General features: G+C 42.2%; 18 protein-coding genes. 12 read left to right on the top strand and 6 right to left on the bottom strand.

All coding sequences use genetic code 11. From position 1 onward, the window contains the following. Positions 1-405 precede the first annotated feature (405 nt). Together J3U64_RS01735 and J3U64_RS01740 are read left to right on the top strand one after the other, a co-directional pair. Complete coding sequence (locus tag J3U64_RS01735) at positions 406-3,183, top strand: flavocytochrome c (protein ID WP_267408070.1); 2,778 nt, start codon at positions 406-408, stop codon at positions 3,181-3,183. Between the two features lie 25 nt (positions 3,184-3,208). Continuing rightward, on the top strand, positions 3,209-4,177 hold the full coding sequence (locus J3U64_RS01740) for an FAD:protein FMN transferase (RefSeq protein WP_267408071.1): 969 nt from the start codon (positions 3,209-3,211) through the stop codon (positions 4,175-4,177). A gap of 67 nt (positions 4,178-4,244) precedes the next feature. On the opposite strand, the gene hisC is transcribed toward J3U64_RS01740, so the two are convergent. The 5 genes from hisC to J3U64_RS01765 all read right to left on the bottom strand — a co-directional run bounded on the left by hisC (position 4,245) and on the right by J3U64_RS01765 (position 10,202). After that, on the bottom strand, positions 4,245-5,306 hold the full coding sequence (gene hisC, locus J3U64_RS01745) for a histidinol-phosphate transaminase (RefSeq protein WP_267408072.1): 1,062 nt from the start codon (positions 5,304-5,306) through the stop codon (positions 4,245-4,247). An 81-nt stretch (positions 5,307-5,387) separates the two neighbouring features. Next, the gene (locus J3U64_RS01750) at positions 5,388-6,932 is read right to left on the bottom strand and encodes a SulP family inorganic anion transporter (RefSeq protein ID WP_267390139.1); all 1,545 of its coding nucleotides are present in this window, start codon (positions 6,930-6,932) and stop codon (positions 5,388-5,390) included. A 24-nt stretch (positions 6,933-6,956) separates the two neighbouring features. Further along, entirely contained in the window at positions 6,957-8,141 is a 1,185-nt protein-coding gene (locus J3U64_RS01755) for a 5-(carboxyamino)imidazole ribonucleotide synthase (RefSeq protein WP_267408073.1), read from the bottom strand. Positions 8,142-8,610: 469 nt separating this feature from the next. Further along, positions 8,611-9,225, bottom strand: a complete 615-nt coding sequence (locus J3U64_RS01760; RefSeq protein WP_267408074.1) for a ricin-type beta-trefoil lectin domain protein — start codon at positions 9,223-9,225, stop codon at positions 8,611-8,613. 29 nt (positions 9,226-9,254) lie between these two features. Then, positions 9,255-10,202, bottom strand: a complete 948-nt coding sequence (locus tag J3U64_RS01765) for a class I SAM-dependent methyltransferase (protein WP_267408075.1) — start codon at positions 10,200-10,202, stop codon at positions 9,255-9,257. Between the two features lie 415 nt (positions 10,203-10,617). On the opposite strand from J3U64_RS01765, the gene J3U64_RS01770 reads away from it, so the two are divergent. From J3U64_RS01770 to J3U64_RS01805, 8 genes are all read left to right on the top strand, one after another. Beyond that, the gene (locus J3U64_RS01770) at positions 10,618-11,952 is read left to right on the top strand and encodes a DEAD/DEAH box helicase (RefSeq protein WP_267408076.1); all 1,335 of its coding nucleotides are present in this window, start codon (positions 10,618-10,620) and stop codon (positions 11,950-11,952) included. A gap of 285 nt (positions 11,953-12,237) precedes the next feature. Then, positions 12,238-12,381, top strand: a complete 144-nt coding sequence (locus J3U64_RS01775) for a hypothetical protein (protein ID WP_267408077.1) — start codon at positions 12,238-12,240, stop codon at positions 12,379-12,381. A gap of 281 nt (positions 12,382-12,662) precedes the next feature. Beyond that, complete coding sequence (locus tag J3U64_RS01780; RefSeq protein WP_267390132.1) at positions 12,663-13,202, top strand: RNA pyrophosphohydrolase; 540 nt, start codon at positions 12,663-12,665, stop codon at positions 13,200-13,202. Between the two features lie 126 nt (positions 13,203-13,328). Then, the gene (locus tag J3U64_RS01785; RefSeq protein WP_267408078.1) at positions 13,329-15,314 is read left to right on the top strand and encodes a DNA topoisomerase IV subunit B; all 1,986 of its coding nucleotides are present in this window, start codon (positions 13,329-13,331) and stop codon (positions 15,312-15,314) included. Between the two features lie 886 nt (positions 15,315-16,200). Further along, positions 16,201-16,563: a roadblock/LC7 domain-containing protein gene (locus tag J3U64_RS01790; RefSeq protein ID WP_100139998.1), complete on the top strand. Its 363-nt coding sequence runs from the start codon at positions 16,201-16,203 to the stop codon at positions 16,561-16,563. Between the two features lie 430 nt (positions 16,564-16,993). After that, on the top strand, positions 16,994-17,497 hold the full coding sequence (locus tag J3U64_RS01795; RefSeq protein WP_267390129.1) for a PAS domain-containing protein: 504 nt from the start codon (positions 16,994-16,996) through the stop codon (positions 17,495-17,497). 1 nt (position 17,498) lies between these two features. Then, positions 17,499-18,245, top strand: coding sequence for a phosphate/phosphite/phosphonate ABC transporter substrate-binding protein (locus J3U64_RS01800; protein ID WP_267390128.1), 747 nt, complete (start codon positions 17,499-17,501; stop codon positions 18,243-18,245). A gap of 516 nt (positions 18,246-18,761) precedes the next feature. Next, complete coding sequence (locus tag J3U64_RS01805) at positions 18,762-20,159, top strand: DHA2 family efflux MFS transporter permease subunit (RefSeq protein WP_267408079.1); 1,398 nt, start codon at positions 18,762-18,764, stop codon at positions 20,157-20,159. A 77-nt stretch (positions 20,160-20,236) separates the two neighbouring features. On the opposite strand, the gene J3U64_RS01810 is transcribed toward J3U64_RS01805, so the two are convergent. After that, positions 20,237-21,631 carry a nucleobase:cation symporter-2 family protein gene (locus J3U64_RS01810; protein WP_267408080.1) on the bottom strand — a complete coding sequence of 465 codons (1,395 nt, stop codon included), beginning with the start codon at positions 21,629-21,631 and terminating at the stop codon, positions 20,237-20,239. A gap of 223 nt (positions 21,632-21,854) precedes the next feature. Here J3U64_RS01810 and dapA point away from each other — a divergent pair, with 223 nt between their 5' ends. Further along, the gene (dapA, locus tag J3U64_RS01815) at positions 21,855-22,730 is read left to right on the top strand and encodes a 4-hydroxy-tetrahydrodipicolinate synthase (RefSeq protein ID WP_267408081.1); all 876 of its coding nucleotides are present in this window, start codon (positions 21,855-21,857) and stop codon (positions 22,728-22,730) included. 46 nt (positions 22,731-22,776) lie between these two features. After that, on the top strand, positions 22,777-23,925 hold the full coding sequence (gene bamC / locus J3U64_RS01820; RefSeq protein WP_267408082.1) for an outer membrane protein assembly factor BamC: 1,149 nt from the start codon (positions 22,777-22,779) through the stop codon (positions 23,923-23,925). The last annotated feature ends 565 nt before the right edge of the window (positions 23,926-24,490 follow it).

Raw genomic sequence — 24,490 nt, forward strand, 5'->3', positions numbered from 1 at the left:
TCTATCATCTCAAGTAGACTAGACTATTCAAATAATTGATTATATTTAACTTTTTAAATATTTTATAGGTCGAACTTAATTTCTGAACCATAAAAACCTAAAAGCACAAACGCATAAATATGTCATCCTAAAAGCAAACTGCTTTTATCAACCCAAGTTCATTCTAACCTTCAAAACATACTTCCAAATACACAAATACAGCACTGTTGAAAGAGCATCTACATAGCAAAAATCAGCTTAGTTTTACCAGAATTAACCGCCTAATTTTGATTATCATCAATACAATAGCTTTAATATATGCCATTGTTATATATACTACTTTTGCTCAATAGAAGAGTACAAAGGTTTACGCTACCATGCGCCTATTTCTAATTTTAGACTGATTCTGATTAACTGATAATGCGTATGAATACCCCATCTTCTCCACTATATAATCCGCTTACCCTACCCAACGGGGCCATTCTGAAAAACCGGCTGGTCATGGCACCAATGACAACATGCTGCGGATTCTATGATGGCACGGTTACCGACAACCTAATTGAATATTACCGCCAGCGAGCTGGCAGCATCGGAACTGTTATAGTGGAATGCGGGTTCGTCGATACCATGGGACCGGCTTTTCCTGGCGCCATCGGCATACATAACGACGACTGCATCGAAGGTCTGAGCCTGCTTGCTGCAGCTATCAAAAAACAAGGTTCTAAAGCAATTATACAAATCTATCATGGCGGACGCATGGTGGAACCTCAGCTTATCGGCGGCCAAACACCAAAAGCACCCAGTGCCATCGCTATTCCTCGACCAAATGCCACAGTACCGGTAGCAATGAGCGCAGGTGAAGTGGAAGACATGATTATAAAATTTGGCGATGCCGCCAGACGAGCCATAGCCGCCGGCTTCGATGGCATTGAAATTCATGGCGCCAATACTTATCTGATTCAACAGTTTTTCTCACCTCATGCCAACCAGCGACAAGACAAATGGGGTGGTAGCCGTGAAAACCGCACTCGTTTCCCGCTAGCGGTACTAGAAATCAGCCGGCAAATGGCAGAAGAACATGCAAATAAAGAATTTATCATTGGTTACCGCTTCTCACCAGAAGAGCTAGAAGTACCTGGGATTACCTTTGAAGATTCCTTGTTTTTACTAGATAAACTAGCACAGACCGGTCTTGACTATGTCCATTTCTCCATGGCTGCGACTTTACGTCCATCCATCATTGATACTGACGACGAAACACCGTTAATAGATAAATACATTCAACAGCGTTCAGCAGCGCTGGCTAAAGTACCCGTAATCGGCGTAGGTAATGTAGTAAACAAGGCTGATGCAGAGACAGCCATGGCACACGGCTATGATTTAGTAGCTGCAGGACGAGCATGCGTTGCCTATCCAGATTGGGCAGATCGTATACAGCAATACGATGATTTACAACTGTCCATGAATAGCGATCAGCGTACCGAGCTATGCATACCCGAGCCCTTATGGCGCTTTCCGCTTATCCATAGCATGGTACGAGAAATCAACACCAAAAAATTCCATGCCGGCACCTACCAGCAGACAGTCAGCGATGACTACGAAAACAAATTCGTTATCAACGTAGAGCTGGGAGAAGATTTCATCAAAGATATGTCACTGATAAATGTCGAACAGCTAGACCACGTATCCGTTCGCAATTTCAACGAAATCAAAGAGCGGATATTGGCCGCCAATAGCCCTTATGTCGATGCCATCAGTGGTGCCACATCACAGTGCGATGCCTTTAAAAAAGCAGTAACAAAAGCCATTTCCACCTCCTACAAAGTAGCCAGCATCGTTGAAGGCGGCGATGGAGACGACAAAACCTGTGATGTGGTTGTAGTAGGTAGTGGTGGTGCCGGACTGGCAGCAGCAATAGAAGCTCACGATAAAGGTGCATCTGTCGTCATCATTGAAAAAATGCCAATTGCCGGTGGCAATACCAATAAAGCCTCAGCCGGCATGAACGCCGCAGAAACCCTGTTCCAGCAACAGGCAGGCATTACCGACCATAAAGAATGGTTTTATAACGAAACTCTAAAAGGCGGTAAAAACAAAAACAATCCTGAACTATTACACTACTTTGTCGAACATGCGCCGGCGGCTATCAATTGGCTGGACGCAAAAGGAATCCGCTTAAACAATCTAACTACCACAGGCGGCATGAGCGTAGACCGCACCCATCGTCCGAATAATGGTGCGGCCGTAGGCGGATTTCTGATTAGCGGCTTATTGAAAAACATCAATGAGCGCGGTATCGAACTGATGCTCGATACCTCCGTTACCGATATCGAACTAAAAGATGGACGGATCAATGCAGTAATAGTGAATGACGAAGATGGCAATGAACAACGCATCGGCACCAAAGCAATCATCGTAGCCACAGGTGGTTTTGGTGCCAACGCGCAGATGGTTACACATTACCGACCAGACTTAGCAAATTTTGTAACCACCAACCACAAAGGCGCTACCGGTTCAGGCATCGCCCTGTTACAGAAAATCGGCGCTGGTACAGTTGACATGAATGAAATACAGATTCATCCCACAGTCGAACAAAAAACTGCCTATCTGATTTCAGAATCTATACGTGGCGGTGGTGCCATACTGGTATCACGGCATGGCAAACGCTTTGTCAACGAGCTAGACACACGCGATAAAGTTTCCAACAGTATCATCGCCCTTACCGATCATTATGCTTATATATTATTCGATGAGCAAATACGTCAGGAAAACAAAGCAGCAGATACCTACATCGGCAAAGGACTGGCTGTACAGGCCGATTCTTTAGTTGGACTGGCAGAAAAACTGGATATCAATCCCGAAACCCTCAGCAATACGGTAGAACGCTATAATCGTTTTGTCGAACAGCAGCATGACGAAGATTTCAGCCGCACCACCGGCATGCGCCATCCTTTAAACCAGCCATCATTCTATGCAATTCCGATTGCACCAGGTATCCACCATACCATGGGTGGTGTTACTATCAACACCAATACAGAAGTACTGGATACCAATGCGCAAGTTATTAAAGGTGCATACGCAGCAGGCGAAGTAGCTGGTGGCGTACACGGGGGTAACCGCATCGGTGGTAACGCCATTGCCGATATCATTATTTTTGGTATTCAGGCTGGTGATCAGGCAGCTGCCTATGCAAAAGACCTATAATTATTGATTTACCTTGCTCATCACCATGTCAGAAACCTGCCATACCTACAGTCAGCAGCTCATGGGAACAACAGTTTCCCTACAACTTTTTGTAGAAAACCTGCCGGCAGTATCAGCTGTATTTCAAACCATACAGGCTTTAGAAACACGATTAACGGTCAACAGAAACCATTCAGAAGTGATGAGCATCAATCATGCTGCCGGCTCACAGCCGGTAGCAGTCAGCAAACTAGTTTTTGATTTAATCCGTCAGGCCAAACAGGCCAGCCTACTTCCCCATAGCTGTTTCAACTTTGCCATTGGACCACTGGTTAAACTATGGAAAATCGGCTTTAACGGCCACAGCGTCCCGCCTGCTGAAGAAATTGCTAAGCGGCTGACCCTAGTTAATCCTGAGCTAATAAAACTAGACGAAAAAAATCATACTGTTTTTCTGACCAGAACCGGCATGGAAATAGATTTAGGTGCCATTGCCAAAGGCTATATAGCAGATATAACCAAACTGGTATTAGCCAGCTATGGCATCCATCAGGCCATAATCAACTGTGGCGGTAATGTATTAACCATTGGAAGCTCGCCCCTCACCAGCAATCAGCAATGGCATATCGGACTTAAACGCCCGTTTGCCGCCGCAGACAGCCTGCTGGGAATTCTGCATCTGCAAAATAAATCAGTTGTAACATCTGGGATTTATGAACGCTATTTCATCCTGAATGAAAAACTGTATCACCACATCATTGATCCTCAGAGTGGCTACCCTTTAGACAATGAGCTGCAAAGTGTCACCATCATTTCCGACAACTCCTTGACTGGCGATATCTATTCCACAATTCTTTATGGCTTGGGAGTAGAACGAGGAATAAAAGAATTAGATAAACATCAATATATGGGTGCCATATTTGTGACCAAAGACAAAAAAATAATCATCAGATCCAATCAGCACTTCGAATTTAAATCACCAGCAGATGATTACCAAATCGTTCATATGAACTAAATTGAATTCCTACGAACTGCCTGAAATAGCCAATACCCAAATAATAAACCAATATTTTTAATTATCATTATTTCATCAATAATTCTTTCAGGACCGCTATTAGACGTTGCTGTTGCTCAACTGTCCCAATACTGATACGCAAAAAATTATCAATCCTAGCCTGTTGAAAATGGCGCACCACCACACCTTGCTGGCGCAAAAAGACAGCAATTTCCTCGGCAGCTTTTTCTACGTGACAAGCAAATACAAAATTGGCATAAGAAGGTAAGACTTCAAAACCCAGTTGCCGTAATTGTTCAGTCAGCCAGATACGGTTATCGATGACTTTTTTACAAGTAGAACGGAAATAGTCATCATCCTTGAAGGCAGCAATAGCCGCCGCCTGTGCCACACGATCCAGCGGATAGGAATTAAAACTGTTTTTTACTCGCTCTAGCCCTTCAATCAATTCAGCCTGCCCCAATGCCAGACCAACTCGCATACCAGCTAGCGACCGTGATTTAGATAATGTCTGCACTACGAGTAGATTAGGATAATCTGTAATCAACTTCACCGCAGAGACACCACCGAAATCAATATAAGCTTCATCCACCAGCACCACACAATCAGGATTAGCTTGCAATATCTTTTCAATCATTACGAGTGGTAGGATACAGCCGGTAGGTGCATTCGGGTTTGGAAAAATCACACCCGCCACTGCCCCAGCGTAATCTGCCGAATTAATGGCAAACTGCGCATCCAGTGGTATCACACGCGGTTTCACATCATACAACTGACAATACACTGGATAAAAGCTATAGCTAATATCGGGCATCAACAACTGCTGTTTACCTTGAAAAAAAGCTGCAAAAGCGTGTGCCAGCACCTCATCAGAGCCATTTCCCACAAACACTTGCGATTTTTGCAAACCATAGTAGTCTGCCACTGTCTGCTTAAGATTATCTGCATTCGGATCAGGGTATAAACGCAAATCCCCATTTACCGCGTCATGCATTGCCTGTAACACCAAAGGTGATGGTGCAAATGGATTCTCATTAGTGTTCAGCTTAACCAGATTGGAAAATTTAGGCTGCTCACCGGGTACATAAGGCTGCAACCCTTTTGTCTTCTCACTCCAAAATTTACTCATTCTATTTCTATTCCCTTGTTATAAAACTTGGTTACTTACAAACCCACACAATCGCAACTCAGCTCCGTATCACAACCGAATTCATACTGTTACAGGCTCACCAGCATAGCTTGGGCTGATCAATAAAGATTCAGCATCACGCGTACTCAATTGCTCAGGCAGCAAATAATCCAATTTTTTAGTCGTTAGCACCATACATGCTGCTTCACTCAGGCCACAGATATATAAAGTTTTACCTTGCTGATGCAGGTTACGTGCCAACACCTGCAAATGGACAAATACCGTCACATCAGTATGACAGCCTGCACTAACATCCAGATAAACCTTTTGTACTTTCAATGTCCGAACCAAATCAAAACTTCGATGGAGTAAGCTACTGGCATTAGCAAACAGCAAAATCTGTGGCAGCGTAATAACAGCTTCCTGTACCACAATCTGCACTTCAGGCAGCAACAACGGCCATGCTCGCAGACGAATAGTATGCCAGCACATCACAATCAAGCCTAAAGAAATAATCAGCCATAAACCGGCACAGATACCAAACAACACAATCAGCAGCGCAGAAACACACAACCATAACAAATCACCCCATTGGCGATAATACAAGCGCAACTCACTCCAGTTTATCTGCACGCAGATTGCATACAGCGCAATTACGGCCAGCACTGGCAGCGGAACCGCACGCCACCATGACCAGCAATAGATCAGTAACAATATCACCAGCGCAGTCAACAACGTCGAACGGGTTAATCGCAGAGCCTGATCATCTACATAACCCACACTGGCCACCATACCGCCAGTCAGCGCAGACAGAATATTAGTCAAACCAGTCAAACCCGTGCTGTACCGGAAACGATCTGGTAAATATTGGCAAATTTCTACATTAATCAATAAAGCAATCGTAGCACTCATAAATACCAGCAAAGCCCAGTCTGCATGTACTTGACTCACTTGCATCCAAACTTGCCAGTTTTGCTGTACCGGAGTAGCCACACCCAGCAATGTAAACGGCCAAATATGGCTGAGCATCCATACCAACAGCAACACCCACAAAGCTTTCGGCTGAGATTGCGTTCGCCAAAACAGCAGTAAAGCAAGAGAAAGAGCAGCCAGCACCACGCTCGGCCAGTTCCAGCTATGCCAATTTAGCAGTAGCACCCATTGCTCCAGCCATGAGCTATTATTGGCGGCCACACCAAGAATAATCGGTGCCAGCATCACCATCAGAGTCAAGGAAATCCCCATTCCGATACCGTGCCACACCGGACGGGCAATCCAGTTCATACAATGCCGTGGCAGAATCACAGTCAGCAATACTAACCAACCTCCAGTAAACAGAGTCAGCATACTCGCTACCATAAGCCGATCCGACACCGCACCGGCATAGTAAGCTATCGATGCGGTAAGCATCAAAGCTGAAAACGGTGCGGGCGTCAGCAATACTTTATTACGGCCACCAAAAAGAAGGCAGCACAATAGTGCACACAACAAACTGGCCAGAGCCATAGAAATGGGCAAGCCGGTGATACCGGCACAGGCAAGAGCCATCGGCAAAACATAGCCCAGCATCTTCCAGCCATGTGACAGCCATACCAAAGGCCGCCACTTAAAGCTTTTCAGTTCCAAGGTATTATCCTTTAGCCCAAATCATCAGGATAAATTAACATCAGTCGAGCAAAATTCTTGAGCACCAGATTGCAAACGCAGATGAAGAGCGCGAGCCATTTGCAAGGCCTGCTCAGAATCCTGCGCAAGAACAGTAAAATGTCCCATCTTGCGACTCGGACGGACTTGTTTTTTACCATACAGATGTAAAAATGCCGTTGCATGATTCAGCACGACAGACCAGTTCGGCTCAGTTTGCGGCGGCCATACATCACCAAGAATATTGGCCATACAGCAAGGCTGTAACAAATCAGCAGCAGCCGGTTTTAAACCACACATTATCCTTACCTGTTGCTGAAACTGGTCCGAAATACAGGCATCCATACTAAAATGGCCCGAATTATGCGGCCGAGGCGCCACTTCATTCACTACCAGATGCATCTTGCTGCCCACAACAAACATCTCAACTGCCATGACCCCTCTATATTCCATGGCCTGAGCCAGCCGGCATGCCATCTGCTCAGCCTGCTGTAAAACTGAAACAGGAAGTCTAGCCGGTACAAGCGAATATGCCAAAATACCATTTTCATGCTGGTTTTCTGCAACCGGAAAACACACCGTGTGCTCTTCATCAAGCCGTGCCACTACCACCGAAATTTCCGCACGCAAATCTACTTTTTTTTCCAGCACACAGCGCACCTGCCCTAATTTAGCAAAAGCAGACTTCAATTCAGCTATTGTGCTAACCGCTATCTGACCTTTACCATCATAGCCCAGCGTCGCCGTCTTCAAAATTCCTGGTAATAATTCTTCAACATGGCTATCAATATCAGATTCGGCACAAACAACACGATAAGGTACCGTTTTCAGCCCAGCTTTAGCAATCCATTCCTTTTCCTGCTGCCTGTCTTGTGCAATGGCCACACATTCACCAGAAGGAGACACAGATGTAAATTGTGCCAACCAGCGCATAGACTGGGCATTGACATTTTCAAATTCGGTCGTTACCGCCGCACAATCAGCCATAGCCTGTAAAGCTTTAGAATCATCAAAAGCAGCGCACAAATGCACATCAGAAAATTGTGCAGCAGGAGCTTCAGGATCAGGATCCCATACCATCACCTGATAACCCATTGTTTTAGCAGCAACTGTAAACATTGCTCCTAACTGGCCACCGCCCATAATGCCCAGCATTGAAGGTGGCAGAATACAGGAAGAAAAACAAGACATAATGGTATAGAACAACCCTCAGAATACAAACAATATCATTTTAAAATAATCTTATGCCAAAACAGCTAATCGCATTGAGATCTTAAACTTACTCAGTGTCTAATTTACCTGTCAGCAAATCAATATACAAACTATACAAATAATAATAGTAATTAATGCACTTAGCAGCCAGATAGGTTGCAAAAAACCTTCATATCAGCCAAATATCAGAATTTTTATATAAAAAAATAAAATTCTTTAAATAAATTACCTTAACCAATCGAAAAATAAAATTAAGTAAACCCAAAGATAATATTACCTTCAATTATGTTAACATAAATCAATTCTTTATTACAAAATCAAACACAAATGACGAGTTACAATCCATCAATTTAAATGCAAAATTAGCAAAACAGAGCAATCAACAGTCATCTAATTAGATACCACAAACCCAAAATACATTTAATCAATTCCCAATTTATTCATAGTTTTAATGAAATTGCTGACTAGAAACATCACTACAGGGTTGCAATTGCAAAGAGCCGTTAGCCCCATCCACACATAATTTACTATCCCTATCTCGAAGCTGGCGTCCCGTTAGTAGCCAGTTATTTCTTCTACTTTGCGTACAAGAAACGACTCCAACATCATGATTTTTAACAGCAAGGCAACGATTGTTCAGCCATACTTTTCCCTGATGGAAATACATAGCCTCACTGATTTCTCCAGCCGTACAAGTTTCAAGCAAAACAGGCTGCCATACCGAAGCCATGCTTTTCGTACGCAAACATACACTATTGAGCGGACGCAAGCTGATACTGGAAGAAACAGGATAAACAGGCGGATAAGGTAAACCTTCAGGATAATCTGGATAAGGCAGAGCAGCAGGATATACTGGCGTATCAGTATAAATCACAGTTGCGCCAGCAGGGGCATCAATATGTACCGTTTTATTAATCGTAGTGGTTCGTGAAATAGGCAAATCAACAATGATATCGCGTTCACCATGACCGGAATGATATATGACCGCTGCTTCGGTCAAAGCTGGACAACACAGCATACTCATCAAAATCAAAATTTGCTTGAATTGTATATTGCCAATCATTATCACCTCCCGTAATCATAACCCAGAAATTATCGATGCCTGATCTCCCAACACTGGTGAATGCGGGTATTGCGAAAATCATCAGGTACAGTATTTGCAGAAATATCCCGAATGCTGTAGCGTTGATGCAAACCAGCATTCAACGTGAAACTCCGCAGATTATTTGAGAAAAACAACACCCCCTGTGGCGCCAATAAATGCATCGCCCCATCAATCAACTTTTCCTGATCCCGCTGAATATCAAGAATATCTCGCATTTTCTTACTATTAGAAAAACTCGGTGGATCCATTACAATTAAATCAAACTGCCTGCTTAGTTCAGCTGCCTGCTGCAGATACAGGAACACATCAGCACGCACAATCTGATGCTTTAAACTATCCAATCCATTTAGCTCAAAATTACGTTTCGCCCATTGCAGATAAGTATTTGACAAATCGACTGTTTCACTCAACATGGCTCCACCGGTGGCCGCATAAACCGTAAAACTACCCGTATAAGCAAATAAATTCAAAAAACGTTTACCTTCAGCTAGATTACCGATTAATCTGCGAGTATTACGATGATCTATAAATAAACCCGTATCTAAATACTTATCCAGATTTACCCAAAAAGCACGTTCGTATTCATGAATAACAAAATCTGTGCCTTCGGCACCGGTTTTTTCATACTGCTCTTTACCTTTCTGGCGCGCCCGTCTTTTAACATGAATATTGTCTGCAGGCAGCCCTGTAACGAACACTATCGCCTCAATAACCCCGCCCAGCCATTCCTCATACTCTGCCTTCTGCATCAGCCAGCCAGTATCATATTCCTGCAAATGAACCTGATCCTTATAAATATCCACCGCAAACGGATATTGAGGAATATCACGGTCGTACATCCGCCATGCCTCCAGCCCCTGACGCTGCGCCCACTTACGCAAATGTTTAATATTCTTACCAAGACGGTTAGCAAAAGCACCTATATCATTACTCATAAATAAAACTTTACATATCTGCCATAAACAACCTAATACCTACATTGTAACGGAAAAAACCACCATCTCCCCAGCGCGTTTGAAATAACCATCCAGTCATCAGGTTGCTAAAAAAACCAAAATAACTTATAATTTAACGAATAATTTGAAACCATCGTTTACAACCTGAGTTAATTCCGGCGTATCCAGAATCTCTTTTATGATGTAACGCCATCTACCATTAGCCGCAGTATTGCTTTCGCTACTTGGTTGTCGTCGATGTATAAAATACCCACACACAAGCTAACGACAACCAATTGCTATCTTTATATTACTTTCCTCCTTGGCTTAAGCTAGCAACAGTTTCCAGTAATCTATTTTCAACAAAATAAACTAGATTATCACGTTTGGTTGGTCGTTTAACCAAAGGAAAACCATGACATTGTCTTTTTCAGATTTACATTTAGACAAACAAATTACCAGCGCGCTCACTGCTGCCGGATATGAAACCCCAACTCCTGTACAACTGGAATCTATTCCCGCTGTTTTAAATAATCAGGATGTAATGGTTTCTGCACAGACAGGTTCAGGCAAAACAGCTGCTTTTCTTTTGCCAACGTTACAAAAATTGCTTAAACGCAGCGAAAAATCCGGCAAAGGCCCGCGTGCACTGGTATTAACGCCCACACGTGAACTTGCCCAGCAAGTCGAAAAAAATGCTCAGATATACGGCAAAAATATGCCTTGGCTGCGCACAGTTACCCTAGTGGGAGGCACCGCTTTCGGACAACAAATCCGAGCCTTAGCGCGCCCCATCGACCTGATTGTAGCTACTCCTGGACGATTAATGGATCACATGCGTCAGGGACGCATCGATTTTGGGCGTTTGGAAGTCCTCATTCTGGACGAAGCAGACCGCATGCTAGACATGGGCTTCATTGATGACATCGAAACCATCGTCGCAGCCACTCCTGCCGAACGTCAAACCCTATTATTCTCAGCCACATGGGATGGCATGGTTGGCAAACTGGCGCAGAAACTAACCAACCAGCCTCAGAAAATTGATATTGCCCGTGAAGAAAAACAAGGCAAAATCGATGAACAATTGCTATATTGTGACGATATTCGTCATAAAAATCGCCTGCTAGATCATTTGTTACGTGATGCCAGTATCGATCAAGCAGTAATCTTTACCGCCACCAAAGCTATGTCCGAACAACTGGCTGACGAACTATACGAAAAAGGTTTTTCTGCTAACTGTCTGCATGGAGACATGCCCCAGGGCTGGCGAAACCGCACCTTGATGGATTTACGCAAAGGCCGAATTAAAATTCTGGTCGCTACAGACGTAGCTGCACGAGGTATTGACGTACCTACTATTACGCATGTAATCAATTACGACCTACCCAAACAGGCAGAAGATTATGTACACCGTATAGGACGTACCGGCCGTGCAGGTCGCACCGGTTTGGCCATTACTTTTGCTGAAGTGAACGAATACATCAAAGTTCACAAAATAGAACGCTACCTCAATCGGAAACTGCCGGAACATACCATCAGCGGCATGGAACCCACTCGCAAGCGTTCGAGTAAATTTGCTAATAAAGGTCGTCGTTCATTTGGCAACCAAAGCAAAAGCGGCAACTGGAATACCGGCCGTCGCCATAATAATGAGCAACAGCCCAACCGTTCGCGCCAAGGCAACCAAGCAGGACGTCAGCGCAGCAATCCGCAAAATAGACATAGCAGCAACAGCCAACCAAAACATTAATTCTTAATTATCTACACATTTATCAGGCAGCTTTTGCTGCCTGATAACTTCAAAATCATTAAGTTCAGACCATATCTGTTTTTTATCATCAAACAGAACATCTTTACTGTCTTGCAAATTTTTGTTATATCTAATATATTCTTATAACAAAACAAAAACTATTTAAAAGCACAATAATAATATTTAGGCAGGCATAAGCATTGTCACCTTATAGTAGTACCTGTAAAACAAGTATTAATGACAACAGTTGGTGCACAACACCGACAAGCGAGAAAGGATTTAACTATGCAACATCGTCGAAGATTACAAATTTTTCAGGCAGCCAAACGAGCTGCATTTTACCAGCACACTCAGCCCGTTAATACAAAAGAGCAGATTCCAGAAGAAAACGAAAAAAATATTCTTCTATTTGAAACTGTGCACCAGTAATGGTACTTAGGTAATACATAACAAGCCATATTGATCAGATATGGCTTGATTCATAATTATCCAGATAATCAATATATCCAATACTGACTCAATTGCAATATACAATCAACATAACATATTACCTGCTCTACTCTTGTTTGATAAATCCTTTAATATAAAACCAACAAAAATACCAAAAGCATTTAATTAAGCAAATAGCCTTGTCTCATCATCAAACAATCCTAACTGGTTTCCTATCTCGATTTGTGCGAAAATTCAGTTTATTTTCTGGGCGAACTACCATGTTAGACAGAGAAGGTTATCGCCCCAATGTCGGGATAATCATCACCAACGACCGTAATGAGGTTTTCTGGGGCAAACGGGTACACGAACATTCTTGGCAGTTTCCACAAGGTGGTATCAAACCGGGAGAAAGTCCCGAAGCTGCCATGTATCGCGAATTGATGGAAGAAGTAGGCCTGTTGCCACATCATGTCAAAATCATTGGGCGCACTCGTGACTGGTTGCGTTATGACGTTCCCACACATTGGATTAAACGCGAATGGCGAGGTTCCTATAAAGGACAAAAACAGATATGGTATCTGCTGCGTCTGACCGGACGGGAGAGTGATATCCACCTGCGTGCCACCCACCATCCCGAATTTGATGCATGGCGCTGGCACCAGTACTGGGCACCAGTGGATGAAGTGATAGAATTCAAACGCAATGTCTATCTTAATGCACTGCACGAATTGTCGCGTTTTCTGCATCAACTACCGGAGTGGACTGAATTCGTACAAAACCGTCAGAACCACGATGATAAATATTCACTGGCTGAATAAAAGCCGGTCATTCAGCCGGCATTCACCTGCCTGATCCCAGCACAAAACAAAAACAAATTACCGAAAAATTAAATTTTTTACGGTAATTTGTTCTATATTGGCAATACTACCAGTCTGAAATAAATTATGAGCAAATCCATAACTTACGATGAATCTAGCGTAACCGTACTCAAAGGTCTGGCACCAGTTAAAGAACGGCCAGGCATGTACACCAGAACTGACAGCCCTACCCACATCATTCAGGAAGTCATTGATAATGCTGCCGATGAAGCACTTGGCGGTTATGCACAAAACATCGACGTAATCCTAAATCAGGATGGTTCAGTAACCGTAAAGGATAATGGACGAGGCATACCAACTGGATTACATCCAACTGAGCAGGTTCCCGTAGTCGAACTGGTTTTTACCCAGCTTCATGCGGGTGGTAAATTTAACAAAAAAAGTGGTGATGGTGCTTACGCATTCTCTGGCGGGCTACATGGTGTCGGCGTTTCCGTTACCAACGCCCTCTCCACCAGATTAGAAGTCACCGTTAAAAGAAACAGCAAAATTTATCAAATTGTCTTTGCAGCTGGAGAAGTTATTCAGCCCCTGACTGAAATTGGCAAATGCACCTCCAAAGATAGTGGAACAGAAGTTCGCATCTGGCCTGACGGTCATTACTTCGACAACCCACAATACAACATAGCTGAACTTGAACGCACATTGCGTGCCAAAGCAGTATTACTGCCAGGTATCAGCGTCACCCTTACTCGGTATATCAATGGTACAGATGAAGCACAGACACAAAACTGGCACTATCCGAATGGCCTAAAAAGTTATTTACTGAATCTCCTCTCAGATAGCCAAACCGCTACACCTATCTTTGCTAGTGAAAATTATCTAGGCGCCAACCATGACACAGATTTCAATCAAGGCGAAGGTGCAGCTTATGCATTAAGCTGGGTAGAAGAAGGTAATGCACCCAGTGAAAGCTATGTAAACCTCATACCCACAGCCCTTGGCGGCACACATGAGGCAGGTCTCAAACAAGCCGTCTTTCACGCCGTCAATAATTTCATTAACCACCACAACCTGCTGCCACGCGGTGTAAAACTTCAATCAGATGATGTATTTTCCCGCGTCGCTTTTGTATTATCCGCCCGTCTGCTGGATCCACAATTTCAGGGACAAACCAAAGACAAACTCACCAGCCGTGATGCACTCAAACTGGTGGCAGCTATGTGCAGCGATCCGCTTGAGCTCTGGCTGAACCAAAATATCGATACTGGAAAAAAAATAGCCGAACTGGCCATTCGTCAGGCGCAGGCGCGCATGCGCTCAACCAAAAAAATAGAAAAGAAAAAAGGATCCGGAGTAGCCGTCTTGCCAGGTAAACTCACAGACTGTGAAAGTGAAGATATACGTGAAAATGAACTTTTTCTGGTCGAAGGAGATTCTGCCGGCGGTTCTGCCAAACTAGCTAGAGATAAAAATACCCAAGCCATCCTGCCCTTACGCGGCAAAGTATTAAACAGCTTCGAAATTCATCGCGATCAGTTATTTGGCAATGCAGAAATTCACGATATTTCTGTAGCCATTGGCGTAGACCCGCACGGAAAAAATGATAATCCAGATTTATCCGGCCTTCGCTACGGCAAAATCGCCATATTATCCGATGCCGACGTAGACGGTGCTCACATTCAAGTACTACTACTTACCCTCTTTTATACCCACTTTCCCCGTCTGATTGATGCAGGACACATCTACGTAGCCCAGCCGCCTCTATTCAGAGTGGATGTCAACGCACAGGGTAAAAATAAACCAGCGCGTAAACTTTATGCACAGGATCAGGCAGAACTAGATACCATTCTGGATCGACTGCAAAGCGAAAAGGTTAAAGAAAGTGCCTACAGTATCAGTCGATTTAAAGGTCTGGGAGAAATGAATCCAGATCAGCTTAAAGACACCACCATGAACCCCGATACCCGCTGCCTTTTACAAGTACAGATAAGAGAAGAAGACAGCAACGAAACCCGCAACATCTTTGTTAAACTAATGGGCAAAGGAGAAGCATCATCCAGACGCATATGGATGGAAGCAGAAGGAGATAAAGTAGAAACCGATATATAATTAACCATATAACCAATATCGGCTTGACCTAAATACATAAGACTCTGTATCAAAGCATATCCGTAAGCAATGAAGTTTTATATAAATGTAACTACAGGTTTTTAACAAATAACAACCTGTAGTTACATTTATATGGTTAAATACGTATCAATGCTTTTTTATTTATAAGAATTAAGCTAATAGTCAAATAATATATCACCATTACCGCTAAATAATATAATTAGCTTGTTCAACAATGCTCAACTTACATCACGAATAAAAAACTTGAAACAAATTCTGTATAGCAAGAACCTTCATGCAATACAGACTAAATCTACCCAAAACTTTAGAATTATAATCGGTACAAAATCCAGCAAAATTAAAACATCTCACAGCATAACCAAATCAAGAGTCACAAACTATATAAAGACATACCCTAATTAGAAGATAAAGCAAACTCTAAACACCAGGTCATTAAAATAAATGAACATAAATTTTATTTAATATTAATTTAATTAAAATATGGCCAACAAAGTCGTATATTATTTGCTAATTAGATATGTAAATTTATATTTATACATAGTAGTCACACAACTTAAAATTGAACTTTAAGTCAAACGGATATTGATTTAAATCAAATAAATGTTCTTTAAGCAATCCAGCATTTTGTCCATATTTAGAATAATGTTATAATAAAGAATAGTTTCTGAAGACCAATAAAATAGACTGATCAAATACTACAGAATATTACTTTCAATACAACGTCAAATCAGAAAAAAAATGCATCGAAAATAAAAATAAGAATTATCTATAAAGATAATTGATAAAATTTAATAACATTTTTTTGCAAAAAAATTCACCCATCTTTATAATTAACACGGTTACAGTCAATTTTAGAGGAATTTTCATGAAATATGATTTCATCGAAGGCGTATTAAAAACACTAAACAGTACACCTGACATTACATCTTCTGCTGTTATTTCTACTGACGGTCTGCCAATCGCCTCAGCACTGCAAAGTGGCATGGATGAAGACCGAATCGGTGCCATGGCTGCGGCATTACTTTCATTGGGTAACCGCTCTGCTAAAGAAGTATTAAAAGGTTCTTTGGATAATACTATTATTCATACAGATAAGGGCTATATGCTGCTGTTTCAGGCATCTGAAGCCATCTTGTTAACCATCACCACAACACATGAAGCCAAATTAGGTTTGATTCTGTTTGAAGCTAAACGTGCATTGAAAGAACTAGCTGATCATTTTGGTTAATATTCAGTTTGCTTAACCTGAAATGTGCCATGCCTAATTAAAGCCATACATGCAAAATAAATGATATATCCAAAACGGTTTTTGTAATCAGCACAACACTGAAAATTTGGTTTAATCTTTCAGTATTGTTCAAATCCGGTTTCATAAACAGGATTGATCGCTGTCAGGCAAATTCATATAAGCAAAAACCGGTTTTACTGTATGACAGAAAGTTTAATATCTTTAAGCATCCTTTAGATTAAAGCATAGCATATAAACATCGGGCGAAGATTACTCTGTCCCCGAAAAGCATATTCAGAAGTTTTCAGCAGCAATTGACGTATAACATCAAAACAGACAGAGCTGCTACAAAAACATAATAACACTGAAATGCTTACATTAAGCACACTCATTCTTCACCAGATTAAACCAAATTGAAGGACAAATTAACATGGATATGAGTCGTTGGATTCAGCCAAAACCTCAGAGCGAATCTACAGAGTATAAAATCAAACATTATCAGCAAGAAGGGGAATCCACAATATATGTTACCAATCAGGAATTTCCCTATCCTGATGGCGCACTGATTGTATCCCGTACTGATCTTGACGGTATCATTACACATGCCAATGATGTATTTGTTGATATCAGTGGTTGGACCCGTGATGAAATTATTGGCGCGCCGCACTGCCTATTACGTCATCCAGATATGCCAAAAGCACCCTTTGCCGACATGTGGGCTACCTTGCAAAGAAAAGAACGCTGGTATGGCTATGTCAAAAACCTGCGCAAAGACGGTGGTCATTACTGGGTATATGCAACTGTTATTCCCAACCTGCGTCAGGGCAAAGTTATCGGCTATAGCTCAATCCGCCGCAAACCGAGCCGCGAAAAAGTAAATGAAATGAGCGCGAAGTATGCAGAAATGCTGAAATCTGAACAGGAAGGAAAATAATATGCTAAGTTTAATGGTTGTACCTGATTATTTGCCTGACCAATTCAGTACCTGGTATCTGCTCAATAACTACCTTCAAAAGAAAAGCGATCAAAATATATCACTGATCATGCCTCCTTCGTTTGATGAAGTCACAGCTCATCAGGAAAAAGAAAAAGTATCTATGCTTTTTGTTAACCCTTTTGCTGCTGGTACTTATGTACGTGAACAAGGTTATTTACCGCTCGTTAGACCTAAAAATAAATCAGACGAAATTGTCATCGTTGCAGCCGCCGATTCAGACATCAATGCAATTGAAGATCTGAAAGGAACTGTAGAATTAGCACTTTCAAATAATGAAGATGCTAATTTCATTGGGTTACGCCTGCTAGAACCTGCTAATCTGAGTGATGATGAACTAGTTATCAAACGCAAAGATAATTTCCTGATGGTTGCTTCAGGTGTAATTCGGCATCATGCAAAAGTAGGAATTATCCAATCTGATGTATATGATAGCTTCAACTCAGTCACCAAAGATCAGCTGAAAGTATTATTGAAGAGCCGTATTAACGAAGTTTCACACGTTATGCTGTATCATCCTGATGCAGTTTCCAACGCTGAACTTCTGAAAGATGTGCTATGTAAAATGGCCGATGATGCCGATGGCGCCAATATTGTAAAAGCATTAAACTTCCCTGAAGGCTTTACTGCATTATCAGAAGAAGAAATGGAATTCATGATCGACGTTGTAGACACCATGAGAAAGTAATCAAGCTTGGATTAAACCGTATAGGATACCACCTATACGGTTTAATTTTTGGCTGCCGAATTTTTCTAATCAGAAAAGATAAGAATAAAGTTATCGACTTCTTTATCTTTCAAATATACTGAATAAAAATATATTTTTTCACCAACTTATCAAGTGTAATAATTCCTTTACCTTATAATTTCATAAATATAGTTAGGTGAAATTTAAAATTAACACTTTCACCTTTTTCTAATAATACAATCAACACATATATTTTTTGAAAAAAAATCTGAAATAAATAAAATTATTTTCTATTAATAATTTGAACATTTAAATATAGATATAAAACCAATCAATTGAGAATAATCAACATCAATATCTGAGCTCAACAATATTTGGTACCAGTACAGCTTTTACCAGCCATAATTCATAGCAACATACTGGCATACCCAACTAATAATGTATCAATGCTGTTTAATGGAACACAACATGATTCTGTTATAATGGATTAAATCATAATCGTTATCAACAGCTTCAATGGCTACCATTAGCACAACAAAACCTTCACGCTATTTGCCTATATTACTAGCAATAGCTATTTTCATGCAGCAGCTGGATGCCACCATCCTGAATACTGCTCTGCCTTCCATGGCTGCGGATTTAGGACAATCGCCTTTGAATATGCAATCGGCAATTATTGCCTATGCACTGACGCTGGCCATCATGATGCCGTTGTCAGGTTTTTTATCGGACAAATTAGGTACCCGCAAGCTCTTCATGGGATCAATGGTCATATTTATTATCGGTTCAGTTCTCTGTGCAGCCAGCAACAATTTACCCCTGCTGGTATTAGCTAGGATTATTCAGGGATTGGGTGGTGCCATGCTTACTCCTGTAGCACGATTAACCATGATGCAAGCCTATGACCGCTCTAAACTGATTACCGTTATGAATTATGCCATTATGCCAGCACTTATCGGCCCAGTATTAGGACCGATTATTGGTGGTTATCTGGTCGTCTATATGAGCTGGCACTGGATTTTTTTATTAAACGTACCAATTGGTCTGCTGGGATTGCTGGTCACATGGTACATCATGCCCGATTTTAACCGGCCGGCTAATTATTTTGACGGATTGGGTTTCTTTTTATTTTCTGCGTCCGCATTTTGCATGACTCTGACCTTTGAAACCATGTCTCACGCTAATAACATTCTTTTCGGCTGTATGATGGCAGTTGCCGGAATCGGTGCATTATTTGCCTATTTAGCACATGCACGCCAGAACAACCGCGCTTTGTATCCACCTCATCTGATTCTGGTACGCACGTTTCGTCTCGGATTGGCCGGTAACCTTGTCAGCCGTTTGGGTATGAGTGCTTTACCTTTATTATTACCCTTACTGTTTCAGGTTGCATTCAGCTACGATGCGGTCAATTCAGGTTGGCTACTGATGCCGTTGGCACTGGCTGCAATATTTGCCAAACCTTTCCTGAAACCATTAATGAACCATTTCGGCTACCGCAACACATTAGCATGGAACACTCGTATCATCGGCATACTTATAATGTCTCTGGCATTTATCAGTGCTGCTACCCCACAATGGCTTATTTTGCTTCATCTGTGCGTACTCGGTGCTTGTAATTCATTACAGTTTACCGGTATGAATACCATTACACTGGCTGATTTGCGGCCTAATCAAGTAAGCAGTGGTACTAGCCTAATGGCAGTTAATCAGCAGCTTGCCTTAAGTTTTGGTATCGCTATCGGTGCCTTACTTTTACAAAACCTTAGCCGAGCCAGCTTTATTCATCAAAATATCACTAGTGCCTTTCGCGTCACATTCATTATTTTGGGCGTCTTTACCCTGCTTTCCAGCTGGATATTCGCTCGTCTGCATCCTACCGATGGTGATAATCTACTTACCAGAGAAAAATAAATTACTAGTAACGTTTTATTTTTTACATAATAAAAAGACTGCCTTAAAAAGGCAGTCTTCCACTCAGCATAAATAAATTAATGAGGAATATCATCACTCAAATACACTGCTGGTTCACTTTTATCATGGGGCAGTAATATATTCAGTATGATAGCCACAATACCCCCCATACAAATCGGGTTTTGAAACAGAATAGGCAATTGAGCAAATACTTCCGGCTCAAAAGCTACGCCCAACCCCAATCCTAAAGAAGTAGCACAGATAACTGCTTCCCGGCGGCGAATACCAGCTGTGATAATAATACGGATACCTGCTGTAACAATCAGACCAAACATAACCACCATTGCGCCACCAAGAACCGGGCTCGGAATAGTGGTAAAAATTGCGCCAACCCAAGGGAACAAGCCCAATATCACCAAAATCACTGCAATGTATTTACCTACATGGCGAGATGCAACACCGGTCATCTGAATCACACCATTATTCTGAGCAAATGTAGTTAACGGTAATGAACCAAGTGCAGTAGCAATTACAGAAACCAAGCCATCGGCCATGACGCCACCGCGCAAGCGGCTAGTATATGCTGCTCCGTCCACCGGCTGATTGGATATCATTGCAGTAGCAGTTAAATCACCAACAGCTTCAAATACACTCAGAAGATAAATGGTTCCTGCTACCATAAAGGCATGCCAGTCAAAAGCAAAACCGTATTTGAATGGAATTGGAATGGTAATCAGCGGCAGATCATGTAGATTGGAAAAATCAACAATACCCATAAAAATGGCGATTACATAACCAGAAATCAAACCTACCGCAATACCTGCCATACGCCACCATGCATTGCGAAAGCAGTTAAATAACAGTACGGTAAAAAGAACAAAAGTAGAAAGAGCAAGATTGGGCCATGAACCGAATGTATGATTAGCTTTAGCAGTGAGCCCCCCGCCGAAATCAGTAATACCGACATGAATCAAGCTTAAGCCTATCATCAATACCACTACTCCACTTACCGTAGGAGTGATAATTTTTTTCAGAAACGGCAATAGCCATGATGCTCCGACTACTAAAAAGGCGCCCACAAAAGAGACGCCCAATAAAGTAGAAATCATGGCTTGTTCATTCATCCCGTTTTCCTTCATGCCCAATCCTAGCGCAATCATCACAGTAACAAATGAAAAATTAACCGATTGAATCGATAATAACCCAGAACCGATCACCCCGAAACGGTGCACTTGAATATACGTACCGACACCTGATGCAACCATAGACATCGATACCAAATAGGCAGTCATATCTGCCGGCAGTTTCAGTGCGCCGCCCACCACTAAAGCCGGAGCCACCATGGGTACGAATAGAGCGAGTAAATGGGTTAATGCACTCAGCAAACCATTAAAAACTGGAGGTTTATCCTCCAGACCATAGACCAGATCAGAGCGTTCTTCTTGTTTAAGAACAGAGGGATTATCGGCCATTTCAACCTTTCTTATTTACTTTATACTTGCAAAAAACGAATATAAAGCCCCGTATTTTAAGCTAAGCTGATACATTTAATCTACATCAGACAATTGAGTAATAAAATCTTTAACTCAAGCAAACCTCTTTTATCAAAAAACATTATGAACGGCCTATTTTCCATCAAGGGATAAAATACGCTACAATCATCACATTTTTAGCTCTCCTGTAAAGGGTAGAATTATGTTGACAGGCAGCCTGGTTGCCATCGTAACGCCTATGCATGCAGATGGTAGTATTGATTACGACCAATACAAACAGCTTATTGACTGGCATATCGAATCCGGTACCGACGCTATTGTCGCTGTAGGAACCACAGGTGAATCAGCAACCCTTAGTGTTGATGAACACCTAAACGTAATTAAAACTGCTGTAGAACACGTAGCCGGACGCATTAAAGTGATTGCCGGTACAGGTGCAAATAATACGCACGAAGCCATTTATCTTGCTCGAGAAGCACAGCAAGCTGGTGCGGATATGACACTGTCAGTAGTGCCTTACTACAACAAACCCAATCAGGAAGGCATATACCGCCATTTCAAGACCATAGCTGAAGCTACTTCTATTCCGATGATTTTGTACAATGTGCCTGGACGCACTGTTGCCGATATGCAACCGGATACTGCTTTGCGGCTAGCTCAGATAGAAAATATTGTCGGAATCAAAGAAGCCACTGGCAACATCGGCCGAGCTTGTTATCTGTTTAAACATGTTCCCGAAAATTTTGCAGTTTACTCTGGCGATGATCCTACCGCGATGGCATTCCTACTATGCGGTGGCCATGGTGTTATCAGTGTGACAGCCAATGTAGCTCCGAAAATGTTTGCCGACATGTGTCATGCTGCACTACGCGGTGATATAGCCGGTGCGCGAAGCCTGAATGATAAATTACAGCGTTTGCATGGCGACCTTTTTTGCGAACCCAGTCCGGCACCTACTAAATGGGCACTGTCCCGGATCGGTAAAATCAGTCCGGTATGCCGCCTGCCCATTACGGAGCTGACTGAAGCAGGACAGACCATAGTAACAGCTGCCATGCGCGAAGCCGGCTTAATCTGAACATAAGCCTACCCTATCAGAAAAATACACACAGAAAGTGGCCGATATGAATATAAGTAAAACCGTTGTCCTGACCATGCTGGCAGCCAGTCTTGCCGCCTGTGCCAGCAAAAAAGAAAACCTACCTAAACTCGATTATCAGTCAGACAATAAAAAAATTGTTCAGCTGGATGTGCCGCCAGATTTGACTGATCCCAATCAAGGTAATCGTTTCAGTGCTCCTGGCAGCTCGCTGATTAATGGTGCCGTCCGTGCCAGTGATCTGAACAAACGCAATAACAAAAACCAGCCCGCAGCCAATACGCAGGTATTGACACAAGTACCGGATATTCATTTTCAACGTGATGGCAGCATCCGCTGGTTAACGGTAGACAATAAACAAGCTGCTGAGTTATGGCCTCTATTAAAAGCTTTTTGGCAGGAACAGGGCTTTACTATAGAGCGTGAAGAACCATCTATCGGCCTAATGCAGACCAACTGGGCTGAAAATCGGGCCAAACTGCCTTCGGATGCCATTCGCGGTATATTTGAAAAAGTTGGCTTGGGTGGCGTTTACTCCAGTGGTGAACGTGATATGTTTACCATCCGGCTGGAAAGAAACAATAAGGGTGGTACTGATGTATTCTTCAGCCAGAAAGGCATGAAAGAAGTCTATACCAGCAAAGATGGTGACAGTACCGCATGGCAGCCTCGCCCTAATGAACCTGAACTAGAAGCAGCATTTCTGGCACGCTTCATGCAGTATCTAGGTGCAGATGCCAAACAGGTACAGCAACAGGTAGCCGCTCAACAGCAAAATCCGAATGAGAACGCTTTGGCCAGAACCGATGGCAGTAGTGTTTATCTGCTTGGCCCACAGGAACGCAACTGGCGCCGCGTTGCTCTGGCACTGGATCGCGTAGGGCTAAATGTTATTGGCGAAAATCAGAGCCAGTATGCCTATCTTGTGGAAGTGGCCGCTGCCGAAGCCTCATCTGTAACCAACAAAAAACCGGGGCTGTTTAGCCGCATGTTTGGTCGCAGCAAAAAAATCGAACGCCAGCAACAGCCTAAAGAGCAGCCGCGTTTGATGGTACTGGCTCAACCATTGAAAGATGGAGGAACACGCGTCAGTCTAGCCAATGTTGACGGTACACCTTATACCGGTAAAGATGGTAAAAAATGGATTCAGCAACTTGATCAGCAGTTGCGATAAAAACCAAAAGCCTGCTACAGCAGGCTTTTTTATCAGCAACCTTTTAACATTGCCCAAAATTTTTTTATTTACTTTTCAAGCAGCTAAACTCTAAATACAAACCTAATATAAAAATCAATATCGTTAATTACATTATTGGCTTGGTATAGCTCATCTTTCTTTAGAAACTTCAAATATGAGTTAAACACTACCGTGAAACAATACTGTAAGATACTTTTGACAACTCTTTTATAATCAAATCGTGACTACAAATTATTTTGATAAATAAAACAGTATCAACACAATAATCTTAAGTTTTTAAGAACCATTACCTAGGAAAATGCTTCATCAGATACAATAGCTGGCAATTAAGCTACACTTGCTTTCATCTTATAAAATTCTTGAATCGACTGATATGAAAAAAATGATAATCAGTTATAGTTTTCTATCTTTACTGATAATTGCTGCATTTATTATGGGTACCATCTTTTTTGCAGACATCCGTTACCCCTTATGGTACAGCTTGTGTTGTTTTGCAGTAGGTATTACAGGATTGGTTATTATTGCACCCTTTACAATTAAACTG

The sequence above is a fragment of the Snodgrassella sp. B3800 genome (assembly GCF_026535865.1).
GTDB lineage: Bacteria > Pseudomonadota > Gammaproteobacteria > Burkholderiales > Neisseriaceae > Snodgrassella > Snodgrassella alvi_E.